Source organism: Vibrio sp. L85, from assembly GCF_963871815.1.
Taxonomy (GTDB): domain Bacteria; phylum Pseudomonadota; class Gammaproteobacteria; order Enterobacterales; family Vibrionaceae; genus Vibrio; species Vibrio harveyi.
This window is the reverse complement of sequence record NZ_CAWMYL010000011.1, coordinates 148,538-168,167: the sequence shown is the minus strand read 5'-3', so window position 1 is coordinate 168,167 and position 19,630 is coordinate 148,538. Positions and strand designations below refer to the sequence as shown.

Genomic DNA, 19,630 nt, shown 5'->3' with positions numbered 1-19,630 from the left:
CCTTAAAATCACACAAGTGTATGTTGTTGCTGATTATTTCAACGATTGATTTACGGGAGTTTTAAAAAGGGACGAAGCCAACGAGCAAGTTCAATTGAGCGCGGGGCGTTAAAGTAAGCAACGTGGCTGATTTTGAGCTTGCTAAAGGGAGGTGGTAGGTGATCAATCGCTATCAAGCAAATAGATTTTATAAAGTTCGTGCTATGGCAGATCTGGTGCTAGAAACTGAGACCAAAGTTTTTGAGTACAACGGATTTGTTTATTTTAAAGCTCAATCGCCCTTATATGAGAGTGCTCTTTGTCGTGAGAAGAGTAAATGGTGATGCCTAAGTGGTAACGGCATTTAAGGAACTCATCATATAGAAGAATAAAGATGGAACTAAAAAATCTCACCGTCGCAATAGCGACCTTCTTTGCTAGTACGAATGCGCTTGCTTTAAGTGAGCCATCGCAGCAAGTCACAGAAATATATCAACATCACGCTCATCAACACGGTAATGATAGAGCGTTGCCAGATTATGCACCAACTAAGCTGCTTCCCCAGCAACCGAAACCGACCCTTCTTACCCTTTCTACTCGGTCTGCGGAGCAGGCAGCAAACGTTTGTGATGTAGAAGCTTTCACTTCGAACAGTAGCAACGATGTGCTCAACGCAATCAAAACCCAAGGAGCAAGTTGTGTTAATGCGCTTTTCTCAGCCGAGAGTCGAATACAAGAAGCTGCGTTCGAATCTGGGCACATGTACAACATTGCAAAGCACACGACCAATTTAGCGAAAGCCTACGCTGGGGGCGGCAGTGATGAGCTTGAAGCTTTGTTCCTGTATTTACGAGCAGGTTATTACGCTGAGTTTTACAACAGCAAGGTCTCGTTTCTTTCTTGGGTGACCCCTGCAGTAAAAGAAGCCGTCGATGCCTTCGTTAACAATGCGAACTTCTATGAGAACAGTGACTCCCATGGCAAGGTGCTCAGTGAAGTCATTATCACTATGGACAGTGCAGGTCTGCAGCATGCCTACCTACCACAGGTTACGCAGTGGCTCACTCGCTGGGATAGTCAATACGCTCAGAACTGGTACATGCGGAATGCAGTGAATGGCGTATTTACCATTTTGTTTGGTGGTCAGTGGAATGAGCAATTTGTGCAAGCCATTGGTAATCAGACTGAGCTTGTTAAAGCACTAGGGGACTTTGCGCTACGCTCGTCAGCTATCGGTGCTAGTGATGAGTTTATGGCAGCGAATGCTGGTCGTGAGTTAGGACGATTAACCAAATATTCCGGTAGTGCTTCCAGTACAGTGAAAAGCAAACTGACCGAGATCTTTGCTCAATACGAGATGTACGGTAGAGGCGATGTCATTTGGCTTGGCGCTGCCGATACGGTCTCTTATTACGCGGATTGTAGTGACTATGGAATTTGTAACTTTGAGTCCCAGTTGAAAGGTTTGGTGCTTTCTCAATCGTACACATGTAGTCCTACCATTCGTATTTTGTCGCAGAACATGACGCAAGATCAGCACGTCGCGGCTTGTTCGAAGATGGGGTACGAAGAGGGGTATTTCCACACTTCACTTGAGACAGGAAGACAGCCTGTTGCGGATGACTACAACACGCAGTTGCAGGTCAATATCTTTGATTCAAGCGATGATTACGGCAAATACGCTGGACCGATTTTTAACATCAGTACCAACAATGGGGGAATGTACCTTGAGGGCGATCCAGCAACGCCGGGGAACATCCCTAATTTTGTTGCTTATGAAGCGCCTTACGCCAACCCAGATCACTTTGTGTGGAACCTAGAGCACGAGTATGTTCATTACCTTGATGGACGATTTGACCTTTATGGTGGCTTCGGTCATCCAACTGAAAGAATCGTGTGGTGGAGTGAGGGCATTGCCGAATATGTGTCGAAGGAGAACGATAACCAAGCTGCGATAGACACCATCAAAGATGGGTCAACGTTTACGCTCAGCGAGATCTTTGAGACCAGTTATGATGGCTTTGATGTCGATAGAATTTATCGCTGGGGTTACTTGGCGGTTCGATTCATGTTTGAGCGACATAAAGACGACGTAAATCAAATGCTGATAGAAACTCGTCAGGGTAACTGGGCAAATTACAAAGCAACCATTAATCAGTGGGCAATCTTATACCAGAGCGAGTTTGAACAGTGGCAACAAGCTCTTGTTTCTGGTGATGCTCCTAATGCAGTCATAACCGCAAACAGTGAGGGTAAAGTCGGTGAAAGCATTACATTTAGCAGTGAAAACAGCACGGATGCAAACGGGAAGATCGTCAGCGTCTTGTGGGATTTCGGTGATGGCACGACCAGCACACAAACCCAGCCGTCGCACCAATATGGCAGTGAAGGGCAGTACACGATCAGCTTAACCGTGACTGATAATGATGGGCTAACCGCAAGCACGACACACAGTCTTACTATTACGGCGCAGGGCGGTTCTGATGCGCTACCACAAGATTGTGCAGTGCAAAGTAAAATCAGTGGTGGACGCTTAACTGTGGGACAAGCGGCGTGTTTGGCGACGCAACAAACCATTTGGTTGAGTATCCCAGCGGTCAATGAGCACACCAGCATGGCAATCACCACGGCAAATGGGATAGGCGACCTGAAAATTGAGTACAGCAATGATGGTTGGCCAAACGGTTCAAATCACCATGCGTGGTCAGACAATGCGGGTAATGCTGAGTGTATTACCTTGTCCAATCAGCGCAATTACTGGGGGTATGTTAAAGTCTCTGGTGAGTTTGAAAATGCCGCGATTGTAGTGGACTTTGATACCTCAGGTTGTCGTCAGTAAACATTGTTTCTGTTAATTAAGATCAACTGGTCCTAGTAACAACAGAAAATGAAACGCCCAGCACGAGTTTACATTGTGCTGGGCGTTTTTATTCATATTGAATATCGGTTAAGGCTTAGAAGTGCCCCAAGTACTGCCAATCAGCGTTGTTTGGGTTCGCCTCCGTTGGCCAAGGGAAGTACCAGTACTTGCCGTCAATGAGGCGGTAGTAATGGTAACCACCACGGAAGTGGTACACGTAAATATCGTTTATCGTTCCCGTGTTGTTGTTCTCGCCCCAAACTCCCATGCGATCTTGCTTGTGCCAGTTTAAGATTTCGGCTTCAAACTTAGCTAGGTCACTGTTGAGCTCAGCAATGTACTGTTCAATATCCGTATCGCTACCAATAAAGCGCCAATCAGCGTCAGAGGTGTTTTGAGCTGGCAGCGCACTGTTTACGCCCGGGCGTTTTTGCATAAAGTAGCGGCGCTCACCACTTTCATCGGTATCAATGAAAATAGCGTTCTCAGATTGTCCCCATGCCGTTGAACTCGCTTGTTCCCACGTTAGCAACTGCGGTTGATTGAAGTAGTTGGCAATGCGCTGTGCATTGTCGATGTTACTACGATCGACTTTCAGTGGGTTAAAACCAAACTGGACATGGTTTTCCGCTGAGCCTAGGTACTTCCAGCCTTCATTGTTTGCTTGATTGGTTGGGAAATCCGCCGCAGAGATATCACGCATTAGGAAGTAATCGCGAGTGCCAGTGACTGGGTTAGGGTGCACGTAAAGTGAACCAGCGCGGCGTTCAGCGCTTGTCTCACCATTGTTCAGCACACCCGCTCCGTAGTAGTCTGCTACGAACTTGTCGAAGTCAGCCACAAAGCCAAAGTCGATGCGGTTTAACGCTGCGTTGTCGGCAAACATGACTTGTTCATCAACGTATTGTTTGTAACCGTGCTCCTGACCAACAAAGATAGGACCAACAAGCTTATCGATCGCTGGGTTTTGATCAGGGATCAAGCTATCTAGCACTTGTTCACCATTCACGTCAGTACAACTTAAGGTGACACGAGTCGGTAGTGGCAGTTGCTCTAGGTTAAAGTGGAACTTATTGCTTTGTGAGTCGTTTAATCGGCTACTTGCAACCGCAATGTTCTGTACTGAGCCATCTTGGCGCTCCACAGTAACTGCACAGCTACGTTGAGAGATCATACTCGGTTGATGCATTCCACCTTGATGTCGTGCGTAACGCCAATCTGCTCCGTTGTTGTGTTTCACGCCGCTAAACTGTTGGCAATGGGAAGAGGTAAAGTAGCCCGCACCATCATGGCTCGTGCCAGATTTATCAAGCACGCAAAGTGGCACTTCACCAATTTCGGTGTTCGGCGTGTAAGTCACAGCACCTTCACCGTATTTAGACAGCAGTGAATAGTCATGATCTTGAGATATCATGCGCTCACGCTGACCATTGATGTTCCAGTACATATCTTCGCTGCTTTCACAACGCGCCATATCCGCACTGACTGTACCGACGAAGTTTGCAGTTTCGCCGTTGCTTGCCGTGTAGGTGAACTGACAAATACGAGCCTGCTGATTGTTGACCTTCATCGTCTGCCACAAATCTTGTTGAATTTGCTCGTCAGACAAAGAATACACCGCTTGCCAGCCTTCCGGATGATAAGTTACGTCTGGTGAAGAAGGCAGCTCAAACACGTTGCCGTAGTTGGAGTAAATCAGCGGGTAAACTTGGCTTGCAAGTTCGTTACGCGGATCGTAAATGCCTAACATGGTGACAACAGGCACGCCTGCTGCAGTAGGTACTGGCGTGTCGGTTTGTGCTTCTTCGTAACTTTGGCTTTCTTGATTCCAACGAACATAACCAGTCGAGCTGTTTAAATTGACGTTAAAGCCGTTATTGAGCCAAGTTTGTACACGGCGAGACTGAGAAGGATGCTCTAACGTGTAATGACTAATAGTGCCTAATAGTGCGGCTTCGCCACCGGCTTGAGCGTCACGCATAAAGCGGAATTCACCCGCAAATGGTGGCACCACTTCACCACCCACATCGTTTGTCGTGGCTTCACCGGTCCAGTGTAAGTTACCGATAAAGCGGCGATGCAGAGCATCCCAACCCCAACCAGATTCTAAATCGTGCGTAGAAGCATACCAAGGGTAGTGACCGAGACCATAGTTATGTCCCAGTTCGTGCGACCATTCGTTACCTGTTGTTGCCGTTAACGTCACTATGCCGCCACCACCACTGCCGCCATGGTCAATAACGCCGTTGGTGTACACGCCGCGGTTGGTGTGCGCAGTAATATGGTTGAAGCGTTTATTGTAAGCTTGCGAATAACCAGCACTATCGGTAATGCCGACATTCGCGTTATTCACACCTGTAGATACCAGTGCTTTACCAATGGCTTCACGCATGTCACCGCCGTGCCAACCACCTTCACCGTCTGAGCTTGTGGTGTAAACCTTACCGTTTGGCAGCGTCACTTTCGGGAAATAAGCGGCAGTGTAATCCGCCATCACCAGTTTAGATGCTGGGATTTTCTGGAAGTAATCGGCGCTGAGTTTTGCCATGTTTTTGATCATGGTGTTGCCATCACGCGGCGCCGTGAGCATACCCATGTCGATGTTTTGAATGATAAGCTCCGGCGCGCCGCCAAATACAAGTTCATTAGCAGCTAAATCGCCTTGTCGATCGGTGTTATCGGTTAAGCGCAGTGACAAGCCTGGCTTCATCCAATCCCATTGCAGCGGCAGTGACCACGCGTGATGGGAGAATACCACTTTAGAACGTCCATTATCTGGCTGATCAGAAGCCGCAAGCGCGCTTGGTGGCAGCATTGGAAGGCGAGTGATTACTGTGCCTTCAAAGCTCACTTCTACCCAAACTTGTTGAACGTTTTTGTCTTCTGGCGTGAATAAAAGCAGAGCTTCACGGTCGATCACCAAGTCAGGGAACAGGTTAACATCGTTTTGATTTGGGGCGGTGGTCGTATGGGTTTGAGCAAAATGGATAGAACCAGTCAAATCGCCATTCAAATGATTTACTAGCGGCAATTCATCTGCGTAACCAAGGCGTGCGGCACTTGTCGTGAACTCAATTTTTTGTGGCTCGATACAATCAATCGCATTGCACGAAGAAAGCTCCGCCGTGTACCGAGTGTCTGGTTTCAGGTTGCCAATGAACAAGCCAGAGTGAACGTTGTCATAACGAACAGGCTCTGAACCCGATTCGGTCAACGTCAAAACCACATTGTCATTCGCGTTTTGCGTAGCCCATTTTAGTTGAACACCTTGATCTGAAACGCTGGCTACGTTCAATGCATTGATGCTTGGCGCAGATAGGTCACCACAGTCAGAAGTCTCGATGTTTTGAATCATATCTGACTGCCAAATGTATTCGCCATTTGGACGCTTCGAGCCCCGGGCTGCAGGGATATATTCTACGTAACAGCCTGTGTCGTCTGGGTTCATCACGCCAAACTCTTTGTGCATCAGGTAGAAGCCACCGTTGTACATGATGAATTCCCATTCAGGACCGACGAAGTCCACCACGTTGCGGTAGGCTTGGTCTTGATCGCTGAATAAGAATGGGAAGTTAGGGTAGCCATCAAAGTTAACCCAGTATTCATAGCCTTGAAAATCAAGGTAGGTTTCGCCATCACGTTGGGACGTGCCTTGACCTTTGTCTGCTAACTGTTTGAGCATTTCTATGCGTTCAAAGGTTTGTTTACCAACTTCGACCAAGGTTAGGTCGTGGTTCGCGTTTGCGAAAGCGGCTGTACTTCCTAATAAGGATGAGATCAGCCAAGCGAGCGTGTTTTTCTTCATATTAGACTCTACTTTTGCCAATGGAATAGACATTAAACATGCCGCCAGAAGCTCGGCACTTAGGGGAGTTGCATCATCCATTTCAATATGAACGGATGATAAATTTGATTATCTGATGGGATTTGAGTTTTAAATAGGTGGGATAAATCGGACTTGTGACTCTGCTTCCAGCTCTGATTTGATCACGAAATCGAATTGATATCTTATGTCCAAATTCGTATTTATCTATCTATACAAAATAGGGTTCCTTATATAGTAATTTAATAAAATGCCTTTATTTTATAATAAGTTAGACTTTAAATGAAAAAAGCCAGCCCGAGGACTGGCAATCAAACTAAGTTATTTGAAATTAACAAGAGTTTGAAATGAAAATGAAATTAGAGATGAATAAAACGCTATTTTTCAACCATCTGGGTTGCACCTTGTAGCCAAGTTTTGTCATGCGCATCTAATGATGGGCTGAGCGCTTTGTAAACCTGCGTGTGATAGTGGTTTAACCAATCCACTTCGTCTTGGCTAAGTAAGGTGACATCGAGCATGCTGGTGGCAATTGGGGCGAGGGTAATGGTCTCAAAACCGTAAAATGTGCCAAATTCGTTTTGCTCGACTTCCACGACTTTCAAGATGTTCTCGATACGAACGCCGTATTCACCTTCGCGATACACGCCCGGCTCGTTGGTGATCACCATGCCTGGTTTCAGTTCCACTTCGCGATGGCTTTGCGAAAAGTTTTGCGGACCCTCATGAACATTTAAGCAAATGCCAACGCCATGTCCCGTGCCGCATTTATAATCGATGCCATGCTGCCACAACACACCGCGAGCCATGATGTCGAGATTGGCACCCGTAGAGCCTTTCATAAATCGAGTCTGAGTCAGTCGGATGACCGCTTTTAGCACTAAGGTGTAGTCTTTGCGCTGTTTAATGGTCGGTGACCCGAAATGGAAAGTACGGGTGATATCTGTAGTGCCGCCAAGGTACTGACCGCCAGAGTCGACAAGAAAGAAGTTGGTCTCGTTGATGACGGCATTGCTTTCTTCATCGGCAGCGTAGTGCATTTTGGCACCATGGGCAGCAAAGCCTGCGATGGTGCGAAAACTGTCGCTCACATAATGGCGAGTTTGACGGCGATAACTTTTTAACTGCGCCTCAGCAGACAATTCAGTAACAAGCCCACTTGGGACTTGGTCTTCTAGCCAACTCATGAACCGCACTACTGCCACACCATCGTCCTTCAATGACTGCTCGAGATTGGCTAGCTCGGTCGGGTTTTTGCTGGCTTTCATGTCGGTGACCGGGCAAGCCATTGGCTTTAGTGAAACGTTTTGCTCAATTGCACTGACCAATAAACTGTCGGTGTAGCTTGGGTTAAACGCGAGAGACAGCCCTTCACATTGCTGATTCAAATATTGGCTCACGTAGTCGTAATGACGAACGCTGACACTTTGCTCATTGAGCTGCTTTTCTATCTCAGCTGGTAATTTCGCTTTGTCGATAAATGCGGTAGCGCGCGTTTGTTCCACCACAAGATACGCTTCAGATACCGGGCAGTAAGGAGTATCTGCGCCGCGAATATTTAGCGTCCACATTACATCGTCTAACGTTGACACCAACAAACTGTCAACGCGGTTATCGCCAAGCCAAGAGCGAAGGTCTGCCAGCTTTTGCTTGGTCTCTATGCCTGCAAAGGCGACAGGGTGTTCAAAGATCTTTTCAGTTGGTCTGCTAGGGCGGTCATGCCAGATTGGTGTCAGTAAGTCGAGGTCGAGGATAATCTGGATGTTTTTAGGCTCAAGCGCTTGATTGAGTTCTTGGTAAAATGCATAGCTGATAGAGCGCCCATCTAACGCGATGGTACTATTGGCTTCTAACGTGCTGGCTAACCATTTGGGAATACTTGGCGTCTCTGGTTGACGCGCTTTAAATAGGTTGAGTCCAGTACCATGAAGTTGTTCTTCAGCTTGAATGTAGTAACGACCGTCGGTCCATAATCCACCGCCATGAGTAGTGATAACAACATTGCCTGCCGAGCCGGTAAAACCAGAAATCCATGTTCTACCTGCCCAATGATCCGCAGAGTATTCACTATTGTGAGGATCGTTATTCGTTACGATATAAGCTGCAACGTGATAAGTTGCCATCGCATCTCGCAGCGATGAAAGACGTTGATTTACCGAGTTTGTTGTATTCATGAAAGACTTCCTGAAATCATGTTTGAACAATAGATATGATGTTGCTCAGAGCCGATTTTTGCAGGGCTTTGCTGCCCGCAGAGTTGGGTTGCTTCTGGGCATCGGGTTCGAAAGACGCAACCGCTCGGAGGGCTGAGCGGGGAAGGGAGATCTCCGGGCAGCAATTGGATCTCGCGGTTGCGTGCTAATTGAGGATTAGCGATTGGCACAGCAGAAAGCAGCGCTTTGGTATAAGGGTGCTGCGCATCATCAAATACTTGGTCGTAACGTCCGACTTCCATCGGCTTACCCAGATACATCACCATTACGCGATCACTAATATGACGTACCACGCTGAGATCGTGAGCAATCATTACCAGCGTCAGTCCCATTTCTTGTTTGAGGTCATCGAGTAGATTGATCACTTGCGCCTGAATGGACACATCAAGTGCGCTCACGGGTTCATCACACACCACCAAGTCGGGGTTAAGAATCAACGCTCGTGCGATGCCGACACGTTGACACTGACCACCAGAAAACTCATGCGGATAGCGGTTACGTTGGCTTGCGAGTAGTCCTACTTTGTCCATCATGGCGATGACTCGTTTTTCGACTTCGGCGCGTTTGAGCCTTGGTTCGTGCGTTAGTAGTGGTTCGGCAATGCATTCTGAAATGGTTAAGCGTGGGTTTAAGCTAGCTGACGGGTCTTGAAATATCATCTGGAATTCGCGACGACGAAGGGCGAGTGCGTTTTTGCCAAAGCCACGCATATCCTCACCTTTCCATGTCAGGGCGCCGTGTGTCGGTTCAACCAAACGAAGTAGGGCGCGCGCCAATGTGGATTTGCCGCAGCCGGATTCGCCGACAATGCCAAGGGTTTCGCCTCGGTACACATCTAAGTCAATGCCATTCACCGCTTTGACGATCTTTCTTCGACTAGGAATGATATGGCGCGATACTGGAAAGTGGACTTTCAGGTCGCGGGCAGACAATAACACTTCTTGCTGGGTCATAACGTTTCCTTAAGCCGATTGATGAATAAGAGAAATACTGCCTTGCGCTTTTACATGACAGGCGATGGATTGGCGTCCGTTAAGGGGCGCGAACCGAGGTGTTTGTGTTTGGCAACGTGGTTCACGATAGTCACAGCGTTCTCTAAACGGGCAGCCCTTGTGATTGATCAGGGCGCTCGGTGGGTTACCGGCAATGGTTGGCAAACGAGGCATGTCTTCGGTAATCGATGGGATCGCCTTTAGAAGCCCTCGAGTATACGGGTGAGCTGGCTGGGTGAATAACGTGTCCGTATCTGCTTGTTCCATTTTCTGTCCGCCGTACATGACTAAAACTCGGTCACACATTTCAGCGACCACGCCCATATCGTGAGTGATGAGCAAGATGGCGGTGTTGAACTCTTGTTGTAACTCACGCAATAGCGTCAGGATTTGCGCTTGTACTGTTACGTCGAGTGCGGTTGTGGGCTCATCGGCAATAAGTAACTCAGGTTTACATAGCAACGCCATAGCAATCATTACACGTTGGCGCATGCCGCCAGAAAGCTCATGTGGATATTGGTTCATGCGCGTTTCCGGAGAAGGGATACGCACTGCATCCAGCATCTGAATGGATTCTGCAATGGCTTGTTTTCGGCTCATTCCTTTGTGCACCATCAGCACTTCACTGAGCTGTTTGCCAATCTTCATAAATGGATTAAGAGAGGTCATCGGATCTTGAAAGATCATGCCGATTTTCTCTGCGCGAATGCGGTTGAGTTGCTTCTTCGACATCGCGAGTAAGTTCTCGCCATGAAAACGCGCTTCGCCCGAGACGTTCCCGTTATCAGCCGTTAGCCCCATTAGCGCAAATACCGATTGGCTTTTGCCTGAGCCGGACTCGCCAACGACGCCTAGCGTTTCTCCCGCTTGAATTGTGTAGGAGAGGTTGCTGACCGCTTGCACTTGTCCGTCTGGCGTATCGAAGCGCACGTTCATGTTTTCAATTGATAGCATGGGAAGTCCTTATCGATCTTTCGGGTCAAGGGCGTCGCGTAAACCATCGCCGATGAAGTTAAAACAAAACAGGGTTGCGACCAAAAACAGCGATGGGAAAAGTAGCATCCACAATGCCACATCGATGGTTTTTGCGCCTTCTGAAATCAAGATTCCCCAACTGGTGTCTGGCGGTTGAACACCTAAGCCTAAGAAACTCAAGAAGGATTCAAACATGATGAAGCCGGGCACCATTAAGGACGAATAAACCATCACGATCCCAAGCACGTTTGGCAGTACATGACGACGCACAATGGTGAATTTAGATACGCCGATGGAGTGTGCTGCTTCAATAAATTCGCGCTTTTTGATGCCGAAGGTTACGCCCCGTACCACTCGGGCAATACCCAGCCATGACACCATGCCAATCACGATAAAGATCAGATAGATGTTGTTGCCAAATAAGGTCACAAACAGGATGACCATGAACATAAATGGCACTGAGTCGAGCACTTCGATGATGCGCATCATTACGCTGTCTACCACACCACCAAGATAGCCAGAAATACTGCCCCAAATAGTGCCAATCACAACGGCAACCAAGGCACCAACAAAGCCAACCAAAATCGACAGGCGACCACCTTGCATCGTGCGGGCAAACAGGTCTTGTCCTAGGTCGTCGGTACCAAAATAGTGCCCGCTGCTCAAAGAGGGCTTCCCCAACTCGTAAGGGTCAGCGAGGATGTTCCAATCAATCTCATCATGCCCAAAGGCAGCAAGTGAAGGACCAAAGGTGATACACAAGATGATGAACGCGAGCACGTAAACAGAGGTCATTGCCGCGCGATTTCTGCGAAAGCGAGTCCACGCGTCTTGCCATAGACTTCGACCTTCTACAGCTTCGATATTATCAACAACTCGGTCTTGTAAGGATTGAGTATCCAGCTTTTTAATCGATAACATGCTCGGCTCCTAAACTCGGATACGCGGGTCGATAACGGTGTAGAGTAAGTCGACCACAAGGTTGAAAAAGATCGTCAGTGAAGCAACGATGAGAGTAATACCCATGACTAAGCCGTAATCGCGATTCAGTGCGCCGGAGACAAAGTGTTGACCCATACCGCCAGTACCAAAAAAGATATCGATGATGACCGAGCCTGTGACAACCGAGACAAAAGCTGGACCCAGCATGGCGACGACGGGGATCAATGACGGTCGCAGTGCATGGTGGAACAAGATGTATGCAGTCGATAACCCTTTGGCTTTTGCAGTGCGAATATAAGGTTGATTCAGTGTTTCAATCATGGCGCCGCGCATAACACGAGCAATACTGGCGATAGAGCCAATCGCAAGGCTTAGCACTGGTAGTACGAGAAAAGCGAGCTGTCCTCCTTCCCAACCACCGGCAGGTAGCCAATCTAAATGAATCGCAAATATCGTCACCAATACTGGCGCGAGGACGAAAGCAGGCACAACAACACCCGTCATGGAAAGGGTCATCAACCCGTAATCTAAGCGGCTATTGCGCTTTAACGCAGCAATGGTGCCGAGCAACATGCCGAGTGGCACTGAGATACAAAAAGAAAGAACGCCGAGCAGGGCAGAGACCGGCCAAGATTGAGCGACCAACTGAGTCACCGTAAAGTCTTGATAGACAAAACTTGGTCCTAAATCGCCTTGAGCGAAGTTGGTAATATAAATCCAGAACTGAACCAAAAATGGTTCGTCGAGGTGAAATTTGGCTTCGATGTTAGCGCGAACCACCTCCGGCATAGGACGCTCCATGTCAAACGGTCCACCGGGTGCGATATGCATCAACCAAAAAGAGACCAAAGCGATAAACAACAACGTCGGAATCGCGATGGCTAATCGTCTGAGAATGTACCAAATCATGATCCATCATCCTTTGGTCATTCGACGTTACATGTCGTCACGTCGAGAAAGAGAAAAAAATTGGCCTGAGCTCATCACCGAGAGAAGAGAAGTTCGACACGATATGCCATGTACTCGCAATGTCAGTGCGTGTTACCGAGCCGACTCAGGCCAAAAGCATGCCATTAGTGGACTTTCACATAGACATTCTTGCGGTAGTACGAGGACTCGGGGTTAGTACGCTCGTAGCCACCAACATAAGGCTTGATCAAATATTGATCGTTGCCTGGACGGTAAACCGGGATAATCGCCATATCTTCAATCAGCATGCTTTCTGCTTGTAGATACAGCTTTGAGGGATCATTCATGGTTTTAGAACGCGACATCAACTCATCATATTTGGGGTTGTTGTAGCGTGAATCGTTATACTCGCCATTGGAGACGAAGATATCGAGCCATGTTGAAGCTTCGTTGTAGTCTGCAGTCCAGCCGCCACGAGTGATTTCAGTTGGCTCTTTTAATGCGTAGAACACTTTAGGCTCGAGTTGTTTAATGGTGATTTGCGCGCCTAAGCGGCTTTTCCACATGCCTGCCATTGCTGTTGCCATTTTCACGTCTTTAGAAAAGGTAGGAACAGTGAAAGTGAGTTTGAGTGGATTCGCTTTGTTATAACCAGCTTGTGCCAATAAGCGTTTGGCTTTGTCGATACGCTGATTTGTTGTCCATGTCGCGTATTCTGGGGTGTGTGATTGAAAGCCATCGGTTTGTGGCGGCACCAAGGTAAACATTGGGATACCACCGTTTCTTAAAATTGCGTCGGTTAAGATCTTGCGATCAATGGCATAGGATAGGGCTTGTCGAACACGCAGGTCTTTGGTTGGACCCTGCTGGGTGTTGAGGTAATAAAACGTCGAGCCAAGTGACGCACTGGTGTCTGCGACTTCTTGTGGCAGCTTGGTGATCAGCTTTTTCTTTTGCGCAGAAGGAATCGACATCACTTGGTCTATTTCCCCCGCTAAATAGCGATTGAGCACAACATTGGCATCACCAATCGGCAGCCACGTGATTTTATCCAACACGACGTTGCTTGCGTCCCAATAATATGGATTTTTCACCATCACCATTTTTTCGTTTACCTTCCACTCAGAAACGGTAAACGCGCCATTAGTAACAATGTGTTTTGGTTGCGTCCAGTTGCTGCCGTATTTTTCAACCATGGCTTGATGCACCGGAGCAAGAACCGGATGACTAAGCAGCTTGATAAAAAATGGAATTGGCTTTTCAAGCGTCACTTGGAAGGTTTTTTCGTCCAGTGCTTTTACGCCAAGTGTTTGCGGTGTTGCTTCGCCTTTCATAATCGCTTGTGAGTTTTGGATGTTTGGAATCGCGGCAAACCAAGCGTAAGGGGAAGCCGTATTGGGGTCGAGTAGGCGCTGCCAACTGTAGACAAAGTCTTGTGCAGTGACATTGTCACCATTCGACCATTTTGCATCACGAAGCTGAAAGGTGTAGACCGTATTGTTGTCGTTCACCGACCAAGATTTCGCAACGCCGGGAATGGTTTTTCCTTGTTTGTCTTGAATGGTTAACCCTTCGAACAAGTCTCGACCAAGGTTAAATGCGGGCTCAGCTGCTTGCTTCGCCGGATCGATAGACGTCACTTCTGCACCGTTATTAAGCGTGATCTCTTGTGCTTCGGCGAGTGTCACGCCCGATGGGTACGGCACGGCGTAAGTCGGAGCGGCAAACATTGGGCTCATGATAGATGCCAACAAAAGTAGCTTGGGTAGTTTCATCCTTTCCTCACTCGATTCATCCTTGAAGGTGAGTTGAATGTATATTGTATAAATTGTTCAGACAATCGAGTTTTAACATACCTGTAACAGGGTGTTGAAAGCTGAGCTTTTTGGTCTCAAAAAGTGAGCCAATAGAATTTCAATCCATGAATTTATACCGACTTGGCACAGTCAGATTATCTGCCAAGAAGGCAGGGCAAAGAGAGAGTGAAGAGAATAAAGCGGATAGAAACGAAAAATCCCCTTCATGCTCGAAGCAAGAAGGGGATCAGCATTAGCGTTTCAAATTCAGCGTAAGTTGCGCTTTATTGTCTAGATTATTTCACTAGGAAGTGCTTAACGAATTCCGTGATTTTCACCATGTCGTCAACGGCAATGAATTCTTCAGTGGTGTGTACTTTTGCCATACCAGTAGAAAGGTTTACCGTTGTTAGACCCTTCTTGTTGAAGTTGTTTGCGTCGCTACCGCCACCAGTGCCTTTTGTGAATGCATTGATGCCCATGTCAGCGAATGCCGCTTTGATTGCTGATACGTGAGCATTGTCTTCTTCGATAACAAAAGCGTCGTACGCGCGGCTTGATTCGATTTCAACTCCTGCGCCGTGTTTTTCACATACTGACTCAAAGGTAGAGATCATGTGGTTCACTTGCGCTTCTAGCTTCTCACCGTTTAGAGAGCGTGCTTCAGCAACGATCTTCAGTTCTGGCATCACGATGTTTGTCGCTTGACCGCCGTTTACCATACCGATGTTTGCTGTGGTTTCTTCGTCGATACGAAGCAGTTTCATCTGGTTGATTGCATCTGCCGCTACCATGATTGCGCTGATGCCTTCTTCAGGTGCTAGACCCGCGTGTGCAGGGCGGCCTTTGATTGTCGCAACGATTTTTTGCTGACCAGGTGCCGCAGTCACGATGGTGCCGATAGGACCGCCTGTATCCAGTACGATCGCTTCGTTAGACGTTACGTGCGTCATGTCGAAGTACTCAGAGCCGAACAAACCGCCTTCTTCATGCACAGTGAAAGCAAGCTCTAGCGTTTTGTGCTCTAGGTTTTCAGCTTGGATGCAGCGAACCGCTTCCATGATCGCTGCGATGCCTGATTTGTCATCACCACCAAGGATCGTATTGCCTTTAGAGCGAATAATGCCATCTTCGATGATCGGCTCAATGCCGATACCTGGCGTTACTGTATCCATGTGGCAGCTCATTAGGATAGAGCCTTCTTTCTTGCCTTCTAGACGTGCGTACACGTTGAAGCCGTTAGAAATGTGTTCTGGTACTGGTAGTTTGTGAACCGTAAAGCCTAGTTCGCCCAGTTGCTCAGCCAGAGTTTCTGCAATTTGTTTTTCATTCATAGATTCGCTGTCGATGCGAACCAGTTGGCAGAAATGTTCAACTAGACGTTCTTGATTAATTTGTGTCATTTGGATGTCTCTTTCTTTCTTGGTCGAGATCGCAGCGGTATAGAGTGCGAGCCCGAAAGGGAACAGAACACCTCTTATTACACAGCTAATCCGAGTGAAAGCTGTCTTGAATCAAAAAACGCCTCTGCCTGACATTATTCTGACCTGCTAATTACCGGATCTGATGCGGCGGTCACGAAAGTACACAATGAATGTAGAAATATGCGAAAGCGAGTTAAAAGCGAGTTTACTTAGTCAATCAATGTTTAGACCCACTAAGCCTTCAAATCGCCGCCGCGTCTACAAACCAAGTCATTCTCGCTGAACCAAGCATTTCGAGGTTACTTGGGTATCGTATGAGCTTTTGACGAATTTAGTGAGAGATGGAAAGTCTATGATTCAACAGAATTAACGCTGCATTTATGTACAGAGTCGAGCTATTTTTGTAACTGATGAAAAGTTACCAATATATCTGTAGAGTGGATTGTAATTTACCGTCTATTTATTGAAGCAATATCACAAATGTGGATTAATACAATCTCTGTTTATTCATGTCCTCTCGCACTGCCTTTCTGGATAGACCGAACTCTGCAAAGGGTTCGGTCGCTTTAATTAGAATTCTATTAACGGATTATTCTTGATAACTAAAAAACAAAAACAAGAAAGCCGGGCAGGGTGCTCGGCTTTTTTGATGGTTCTTTTCTATTTGTCACTGTGAAGAGTCAATAGGGTTAATCCGATCAGCCATTCAATAGTGCGTTGACTGTCTTTGCTTAGCTTAAAAGAGGTAACCGCTTCTACCTGACTTTGGAAGTCACAGAGATAAGGTGTGTGATGTTCACAAACTGTCATCAAGAATGCCAAACGCCAAATCGCCATGAACTCGGCGTCTTCTAAGCGAGTTTTCCAACTTTGGATAAAAGTGACTTCGTTGTTAGAGAGGTCGAGTTTATCCATCATCATCTTAAGTAGTCTACCTTGCAGGGCGCGCGGGATGTCGGCTTTCTTTGCAAAGTGGTGGCTTATCCCCGTCCTCGATATACCTGTTTGTTCACTCAACGTTGTGTAAGACATTTTCTCGTAACCAAGCGTGATCAACTGCTCTGTTGCCACATCGAGAATGGTGTTGATGGTGATCTGGGTATCTTCGTGTGTTCGGCGTGCCATAACTATTGCCAGTATTGTGATTAAAAAATCATACTAACACTTATCGTCTACCATTCCATATAAACAAACTAATATTGACGTTGTTTGCGTGATAAATGCGCGTTACTGCCCATAAATTTAGCTATGGTAACAAACTATTTACATTTGGATGGAGTGTGTAAATTGATGAGAGATATGATAATGCATTGATATAACATGCTTTCCTTATGGTTGCCGTAAACGTTTGCGATGTTTAAATTTACTGTAACATAAATTTTACAATCAATAGCTAAAACTGCGTAAAGTCAGATTTCCATTCGTGTATTCCAATTTTTCTCCTCCTGCGCCAAGTTAGAAATATCGAACGAGAACGCATGTTCAAACACAACAATGACATAAGGAGAAAGTCATGGTGGACACCTACAACCCATTAGGCACGGATGGATTCGAATTTGTGGAATACACAGCGGCGGATAGCGAAGGTATTGAACAACTGAAAGCGCTGTTTGTTTCGTTGGGTTTTGCAGAGATCGCAAAACACCGTTCTAAAGAGGCTTGGCTGTACCGACAAGGTGACATCAGCTTTATCGTTAATGCTCAGCCGCACAGCCAGGCAGAAGGCTTCGCTAAAGTTCATGGCCCTTCAGTTTGTGGCATGGCTTTTCGTGTGAAAGACGCGAACGTAGCACTCAAGCAGGCGCTGGATAACGGCGGTGAAGAGTACAAAACAGAAATCGGTCCGATGGAGCTGAGCATTCCAGCAATTTACGGCATTGGTGAAAGCCTTCTGTACTTCGTGGATCGTTACGGTAAACAGAGCATTTACGATGTCGACTTCCGTTTCTATGACGATGCAGATGAGCGCCTAGCGAAAGCTGATGTTGGTATGTACGAAATCGACCATCTGACTCATAACGTGAAGCAAGGCAACATGGATGTGTGGTCTGGATTCTACGAGCGCATTGGTAACTTCCGCGAGATTCGTTACTTTGACATTGAAGGTAAGTTGACAGGGCTTGTTAGCCGCGCAATGACTGCTCCGTGTGGCAAGATCCGCATTCCAATCAATGAGTCTTCTGACGACAAATCCCAGATTGAAGAGTTCATCCGTGAATACAACGGTGAAGGTATTCAGCACATCGCGATGACCACCGATGACATCTACCAAACCGTTCAAACACTGCGTGATCGCGGAATGGACTTTATGCCAACACCAGATACGTACTACGAGAAAGTCGACGAGCGCGTAAAAGGACACGGGGAAGACGTCAGCAAACTGCGCGATCTACAAGTTCTTATTGATGGCGCGCCAACCAAAGACGGCATCTTGCTGCAAATCTTCACCCAGACCGTTATTGGTCCAGTGTTCTTTGAAATCATCCAGCGTAAAGGCAACGAGGGCTTTGGCGAAGGTAACTTCAAAGCCTTGTTTGAATCAATTGAAGAAGACCAAATCCGCCGAGGAGTACTAAGCGATGCATAAATGGATCACATTCCCTCATCGGGAGGGAGTGTGCTCCAAGCAAGCACATGCTGATTTCCCGGAAGAGGCAATTTACGAACGTGAAGCAGGTCGAAGTGGGTTCTTCGGTCCTGCGGCACACTTTCATCATCAACACGCACCGACAGGTTGGTCGGAGTGGGAAGGCGATTTACGCCCGCGAGCTTTCGATTTCAACCTAGTCGAAACGGCGAGTCAGATTTCGCCTTGGGCAGTGCCGCATCTTCTACACAACGCCAACTGTAAGATCCGTGTATGGCGTATGGATGAGAAGATGGACTTCTTGGTGCGTAACGCCGATGGCGATGAGCTGTTGTTCATCCATCAAGGCACGGCAGATCTTTATTGCGACTATGGTCACCTCAAAGTGAGCGAAGGTGATTACGTAATGATTCCACGCTCAACCAGTTGGCGATTAGAACCAAGTGAGCCAATGTTTGTTCTGATGATTGAAAACACCGATGCCGCTTATTCTTTGCCAGAAAAAGGCATGGTGGGTAATCATGCTGTATTTGACCCGGCAGTTCTGGAAACGCCGTCAATTAATGACGAATTCCGCGCGCAATACTCAGAAGAGCAAACCCAAGTTCATGTGAAGCGCCATGACAAAGTCAGTGTGATTACTTACCCATTCAACCCGCTTGATGCGATTGGTTGGCACGGTGACTTGGCAGTGGTGAAAGTGAACTGGCGTGATATTCGACCTTTGATGTCGCATCGCTATCACTTACCACCTTCTGCCCACACGACATTTGTTGGTGCTGGATTTGTGGTGTGTACGTTTGTGCCACGTCCAATCGAGAGTGACCCAGGCGCACTGAAGGTGCCGTTCTATCATAACAATGACGATTATGACGAAGTCTTGTTCTACCACGCAGGGGATTTCTTCAGCCGTGACAACATAGAAGCAGGTATGGTGACTTTCCATCCGGCAGGCTTTACTCATGGCCCTCATCCGAAAGCGTTCAAAGCGGGTCAGGAATATAAGAAGAAGTTTACCGATGAAGTGGCAGTGATGATTGATACACGCCATGCGCTCGAGTTCTCTGATGAGCTCGATAAGGTTGAAAACAAAGAATACGTCTATAGCTGGCAAGAGAAGTAAGGGGCAA

At 47.3% G+C, this 19,630-nt stretch carries 12 protein-coding genes; 3 read left to right on the top strand and 9 right to left on the bottom strand.

Annotation, left to right across the window (positions count from 1 at the left end; genetic code table 11):
- The first annotated feature begins 373 nt into the window (after nt 1–373).
- A complete protein-coding gene (locus AACR11_RS01965; protein ID WP_029791056.1) occupies nt 374–2,818 on the top strand; it encodes a collagenase in 2,445 nt (814 codons plus the stop codon).
- A gap of 115 nt (nt 2,819–2,933) precedes the next feature.
- On the opposite strand, the gene AACR11_RS01960 is transcribed toward AACR11_RS01965, so the two are convergent.
- The 9 genes from AACR11_RS01960 to AACR11_RS01920 all read right to left on the bottom strand — a co-directional run bounded on the left by AACR11_RS01960 (nt 2,934) and on the right by AACR11_RS01920 (nt 17,038).
- The gene (locus tag AACR11_RS01960; protein ID WP_029791054.1) at nt 2,934–6,644 is read right to left on the bottom strand and encodes a M66 family metalloprotease; all 3,711 of its coding nucleotides are present in this window, start codon (nt 6,642–6,644) and stop codon (nt 2,934–2,936) included.
- Nucleotides 6,645–7,039: 395 nt separating this feature from the next.
- Nucleotides 7,040–8,836: an aminopeptidase P family protein gene (locus AACR11_RS01955; RefSeq protein ID WP_079325511.1), complete on the bottom strand. Its 1,797-nt coding sequence runs from the start codon at nt 8,834–8,836 to the stop codon at nt 7,040–7,042.
- On the bottom strand, nt 8,833–9,828 hold the full coding sequence (locus AACR11_RS01950) for an ABC transporter ATP-binding protein (protein WP_029791049.1): 996 nt from the start codon (nt 9,826–9,828) through the stop codon (nt 8,833–8,835). Before AACR11_RS01950 ends, AACR11_RS01955 begins: the two co-directional genes overlap by 4 nt.
- 9 nt (nt 9,829–9,837) lie before the next feature.
- The gene (locus AACR11_RS01945) at nt 9,838–10,821 is read right to left on the bottom strand and encodes an ABC transporter ATP-binding protein (protein WP_029791048.1); all 984 of its coding nucleotides are present in this window, start codon (nt 10,819–10,821) and stop codon (nt 9,838–9,840) included.
- A gap of 9 nt (nt 10,822–10,830) precedes the next feature.
- The gene (locus AACR11_RS01940; RefSeq protein ID WP_005439955.1) at nt 10,831–11,763 is read right to left on the bottom strand and encodes an ABC transporter permease subunit; all 933 of its coding nucleotides are present in this window, start codon (nt 11,761–11,763) and stop codon (nt 10,831–10,833) included.
- Nucleotides 11,764–11,772: 9 nt separating this feature from the next.
- Nucleotides 11,773–12,693: an oligopeptide ABC transporter permease OppB gene (gene oppB / locus AACR11_RS01935; protein WP_029791045.1), complete on the bottom strand. Its 921-nt coding sequence runs from the start codon at nt 12,691–12,693 to the stop codon at nt 11,773–11,775.
- 164 nt (nt 12,694–12,857) lie between these two features.
- Complete coding sequence (locus AACR11_RS01930; RefSeq protein WP_029791043.1) at nt 12,858–14,468, bottom strand: peptide ABC transporter substrate-binding protein; 1,611 nt, start codon at nt 14,466–14,468, stop codon at nt 12,858–12,860.
- 317 nt (nt 14,469–14,785) lie between these two features.
- Nucleotides 14,786–15,892 (bottom strand): M20/M25/M40 family metallo-hydrolase, encoded by a 1,107-nt coding sequence (locus AACR11_RS01925; RefSeq protein ID WP_029791042.1) that lies wholly within the window; start codon nt 15,890–15,892, stop codon nt 14,786–14,788.
- A 681-nt stretch (nt 15,893–16,573) separates the two neighbouring features.
- Nucleotides 16,574–17,038: a TetR family transcriptional regulator gene (locus AACR11_RS01920; protein WP_017190275.1), complete on the bottom strand. Its 465-nt coding sequence runs from the start codon at nt 17,036–17,038 to the stop codon at nt 16,574–16,576.
- A 388-nt stretch (nt 17,039–17,426) separates the two neighbouring features.
- On the opposite strand from AACR11_RS01920, the gene hppD reads away from it, so the two are divergent.
- Nucleotides 17,427–18,500 (top strand): 4-hydroxyphenylpyruvate dioxygenase, encoded by a 1,074-nt coding sequence (gene hppD, locus AACR11_RS01915; protein WP_005445472.1) that lies wholly within the window; start codon nt 17,427–17,429, stop codon nt 18,498–18,500.
- Nucleotides 18,493–19,623 carry a homogentisate 1,2-dioxygenase gene (locus AACR11_RS01910; RefSeq protein ID WP_029791039.1) on the top strand — a complete coding sequence of 377 codons (1,131 nt, stop codon included), beginning with the start codon at nt 18,493–18,495 and terminating at the stop codon, nt 19,621–19,623. Before hppD ends, AACR11_RS01910 begins: the two co-directional genes overlap by 8 nt.
- The last annotated feature ends 7 nt before the right edge of the window (nt 19,624–19,630 follow it).

Bases quoted from the DNA above. Each gene is read 5' to 3' on its own strand.
- AACR11_RS01965 (WP_029791056.1), top strand. From the start codon at position 374: ATGGAACTAAAAAATCTCACCGTCGCAATAGCGACCTTCTTTGCTAGT.
- AACR11_RS01960 (WP_029791054.1), bottom strand. From the start codon at position 6,644: ATGAAGAAAAACACGCTCGCTTGGCTGATCTCATCCTTATTAGGAAGT.
- AACR11_RS01955 (WP_079325511.1), bottom strand. From the start codon at position 8,836: ATGAATACAACAAACTCGGTAAATCAACGTCTTTCATCGCTGCGAGAT.
- AACR11_RS01950 (WP_029791049.1), bottom strand. From the start codon at position 9,828: ATGACCCAGCAAGAAGTGTTATTGTCTGCCCGCGACCTGAAAGTCCAC.
- AACR11_RS01945 (WP_029791048.1), bottom strand. From the start codon at position 10,821: ATGCTATCAATTGAAAACATGAACGTGCGCTTCGATACGCCAGACGGA.
- AACR11_RS01940 (WP_005439955.1), bottom strand. From the start codon at position 11,763: ATGTTATCGATTAAAAAGCTGGATACTCAATCCTTACAAGACCGAGTT.
- oppB (WP_029791045.1), bottom strand. From the start codon at position 12,693: ATGATTTGGTACATTCTCAGACGATTAGCCATCGCGATTCCGACGTTG.
- AACR11_RS01930 (WP_029791043.1), bottom strand. From the start codon at position 14,468: ATGAAACTACCCAAGCTACTTTTGTTGGCATCTATCATGAGCCCAATG.
- AACR11_RS01925 (WP_029791042.1), bottom strand. From the start codon at position 15,892: ATGACACAAATTAATCAAGAACGTCTAGTTGAACATTTCTGCCAACTG.
- AACR11_RS01920 (WP_017190275.1), bottom strand. From the start codon at position 17,038: ATGGCACGCCGAACACACGAAGATACCCAGATCACCATCAACACCATT.
- hppD (WP_005445472.1), top strand. From the start codon at position 17,427: ATGGTGGACACCTACAACCCATTAGGCACGGATGGATTCGAATTTGTG.
- AACR11_RS01910 (WP_029791039.1), top strand. From the start codon at position 18,493: ATGCATAAATGGATCACATTCCCTCATCGGGAGGGAGTGTGCTCCAAG.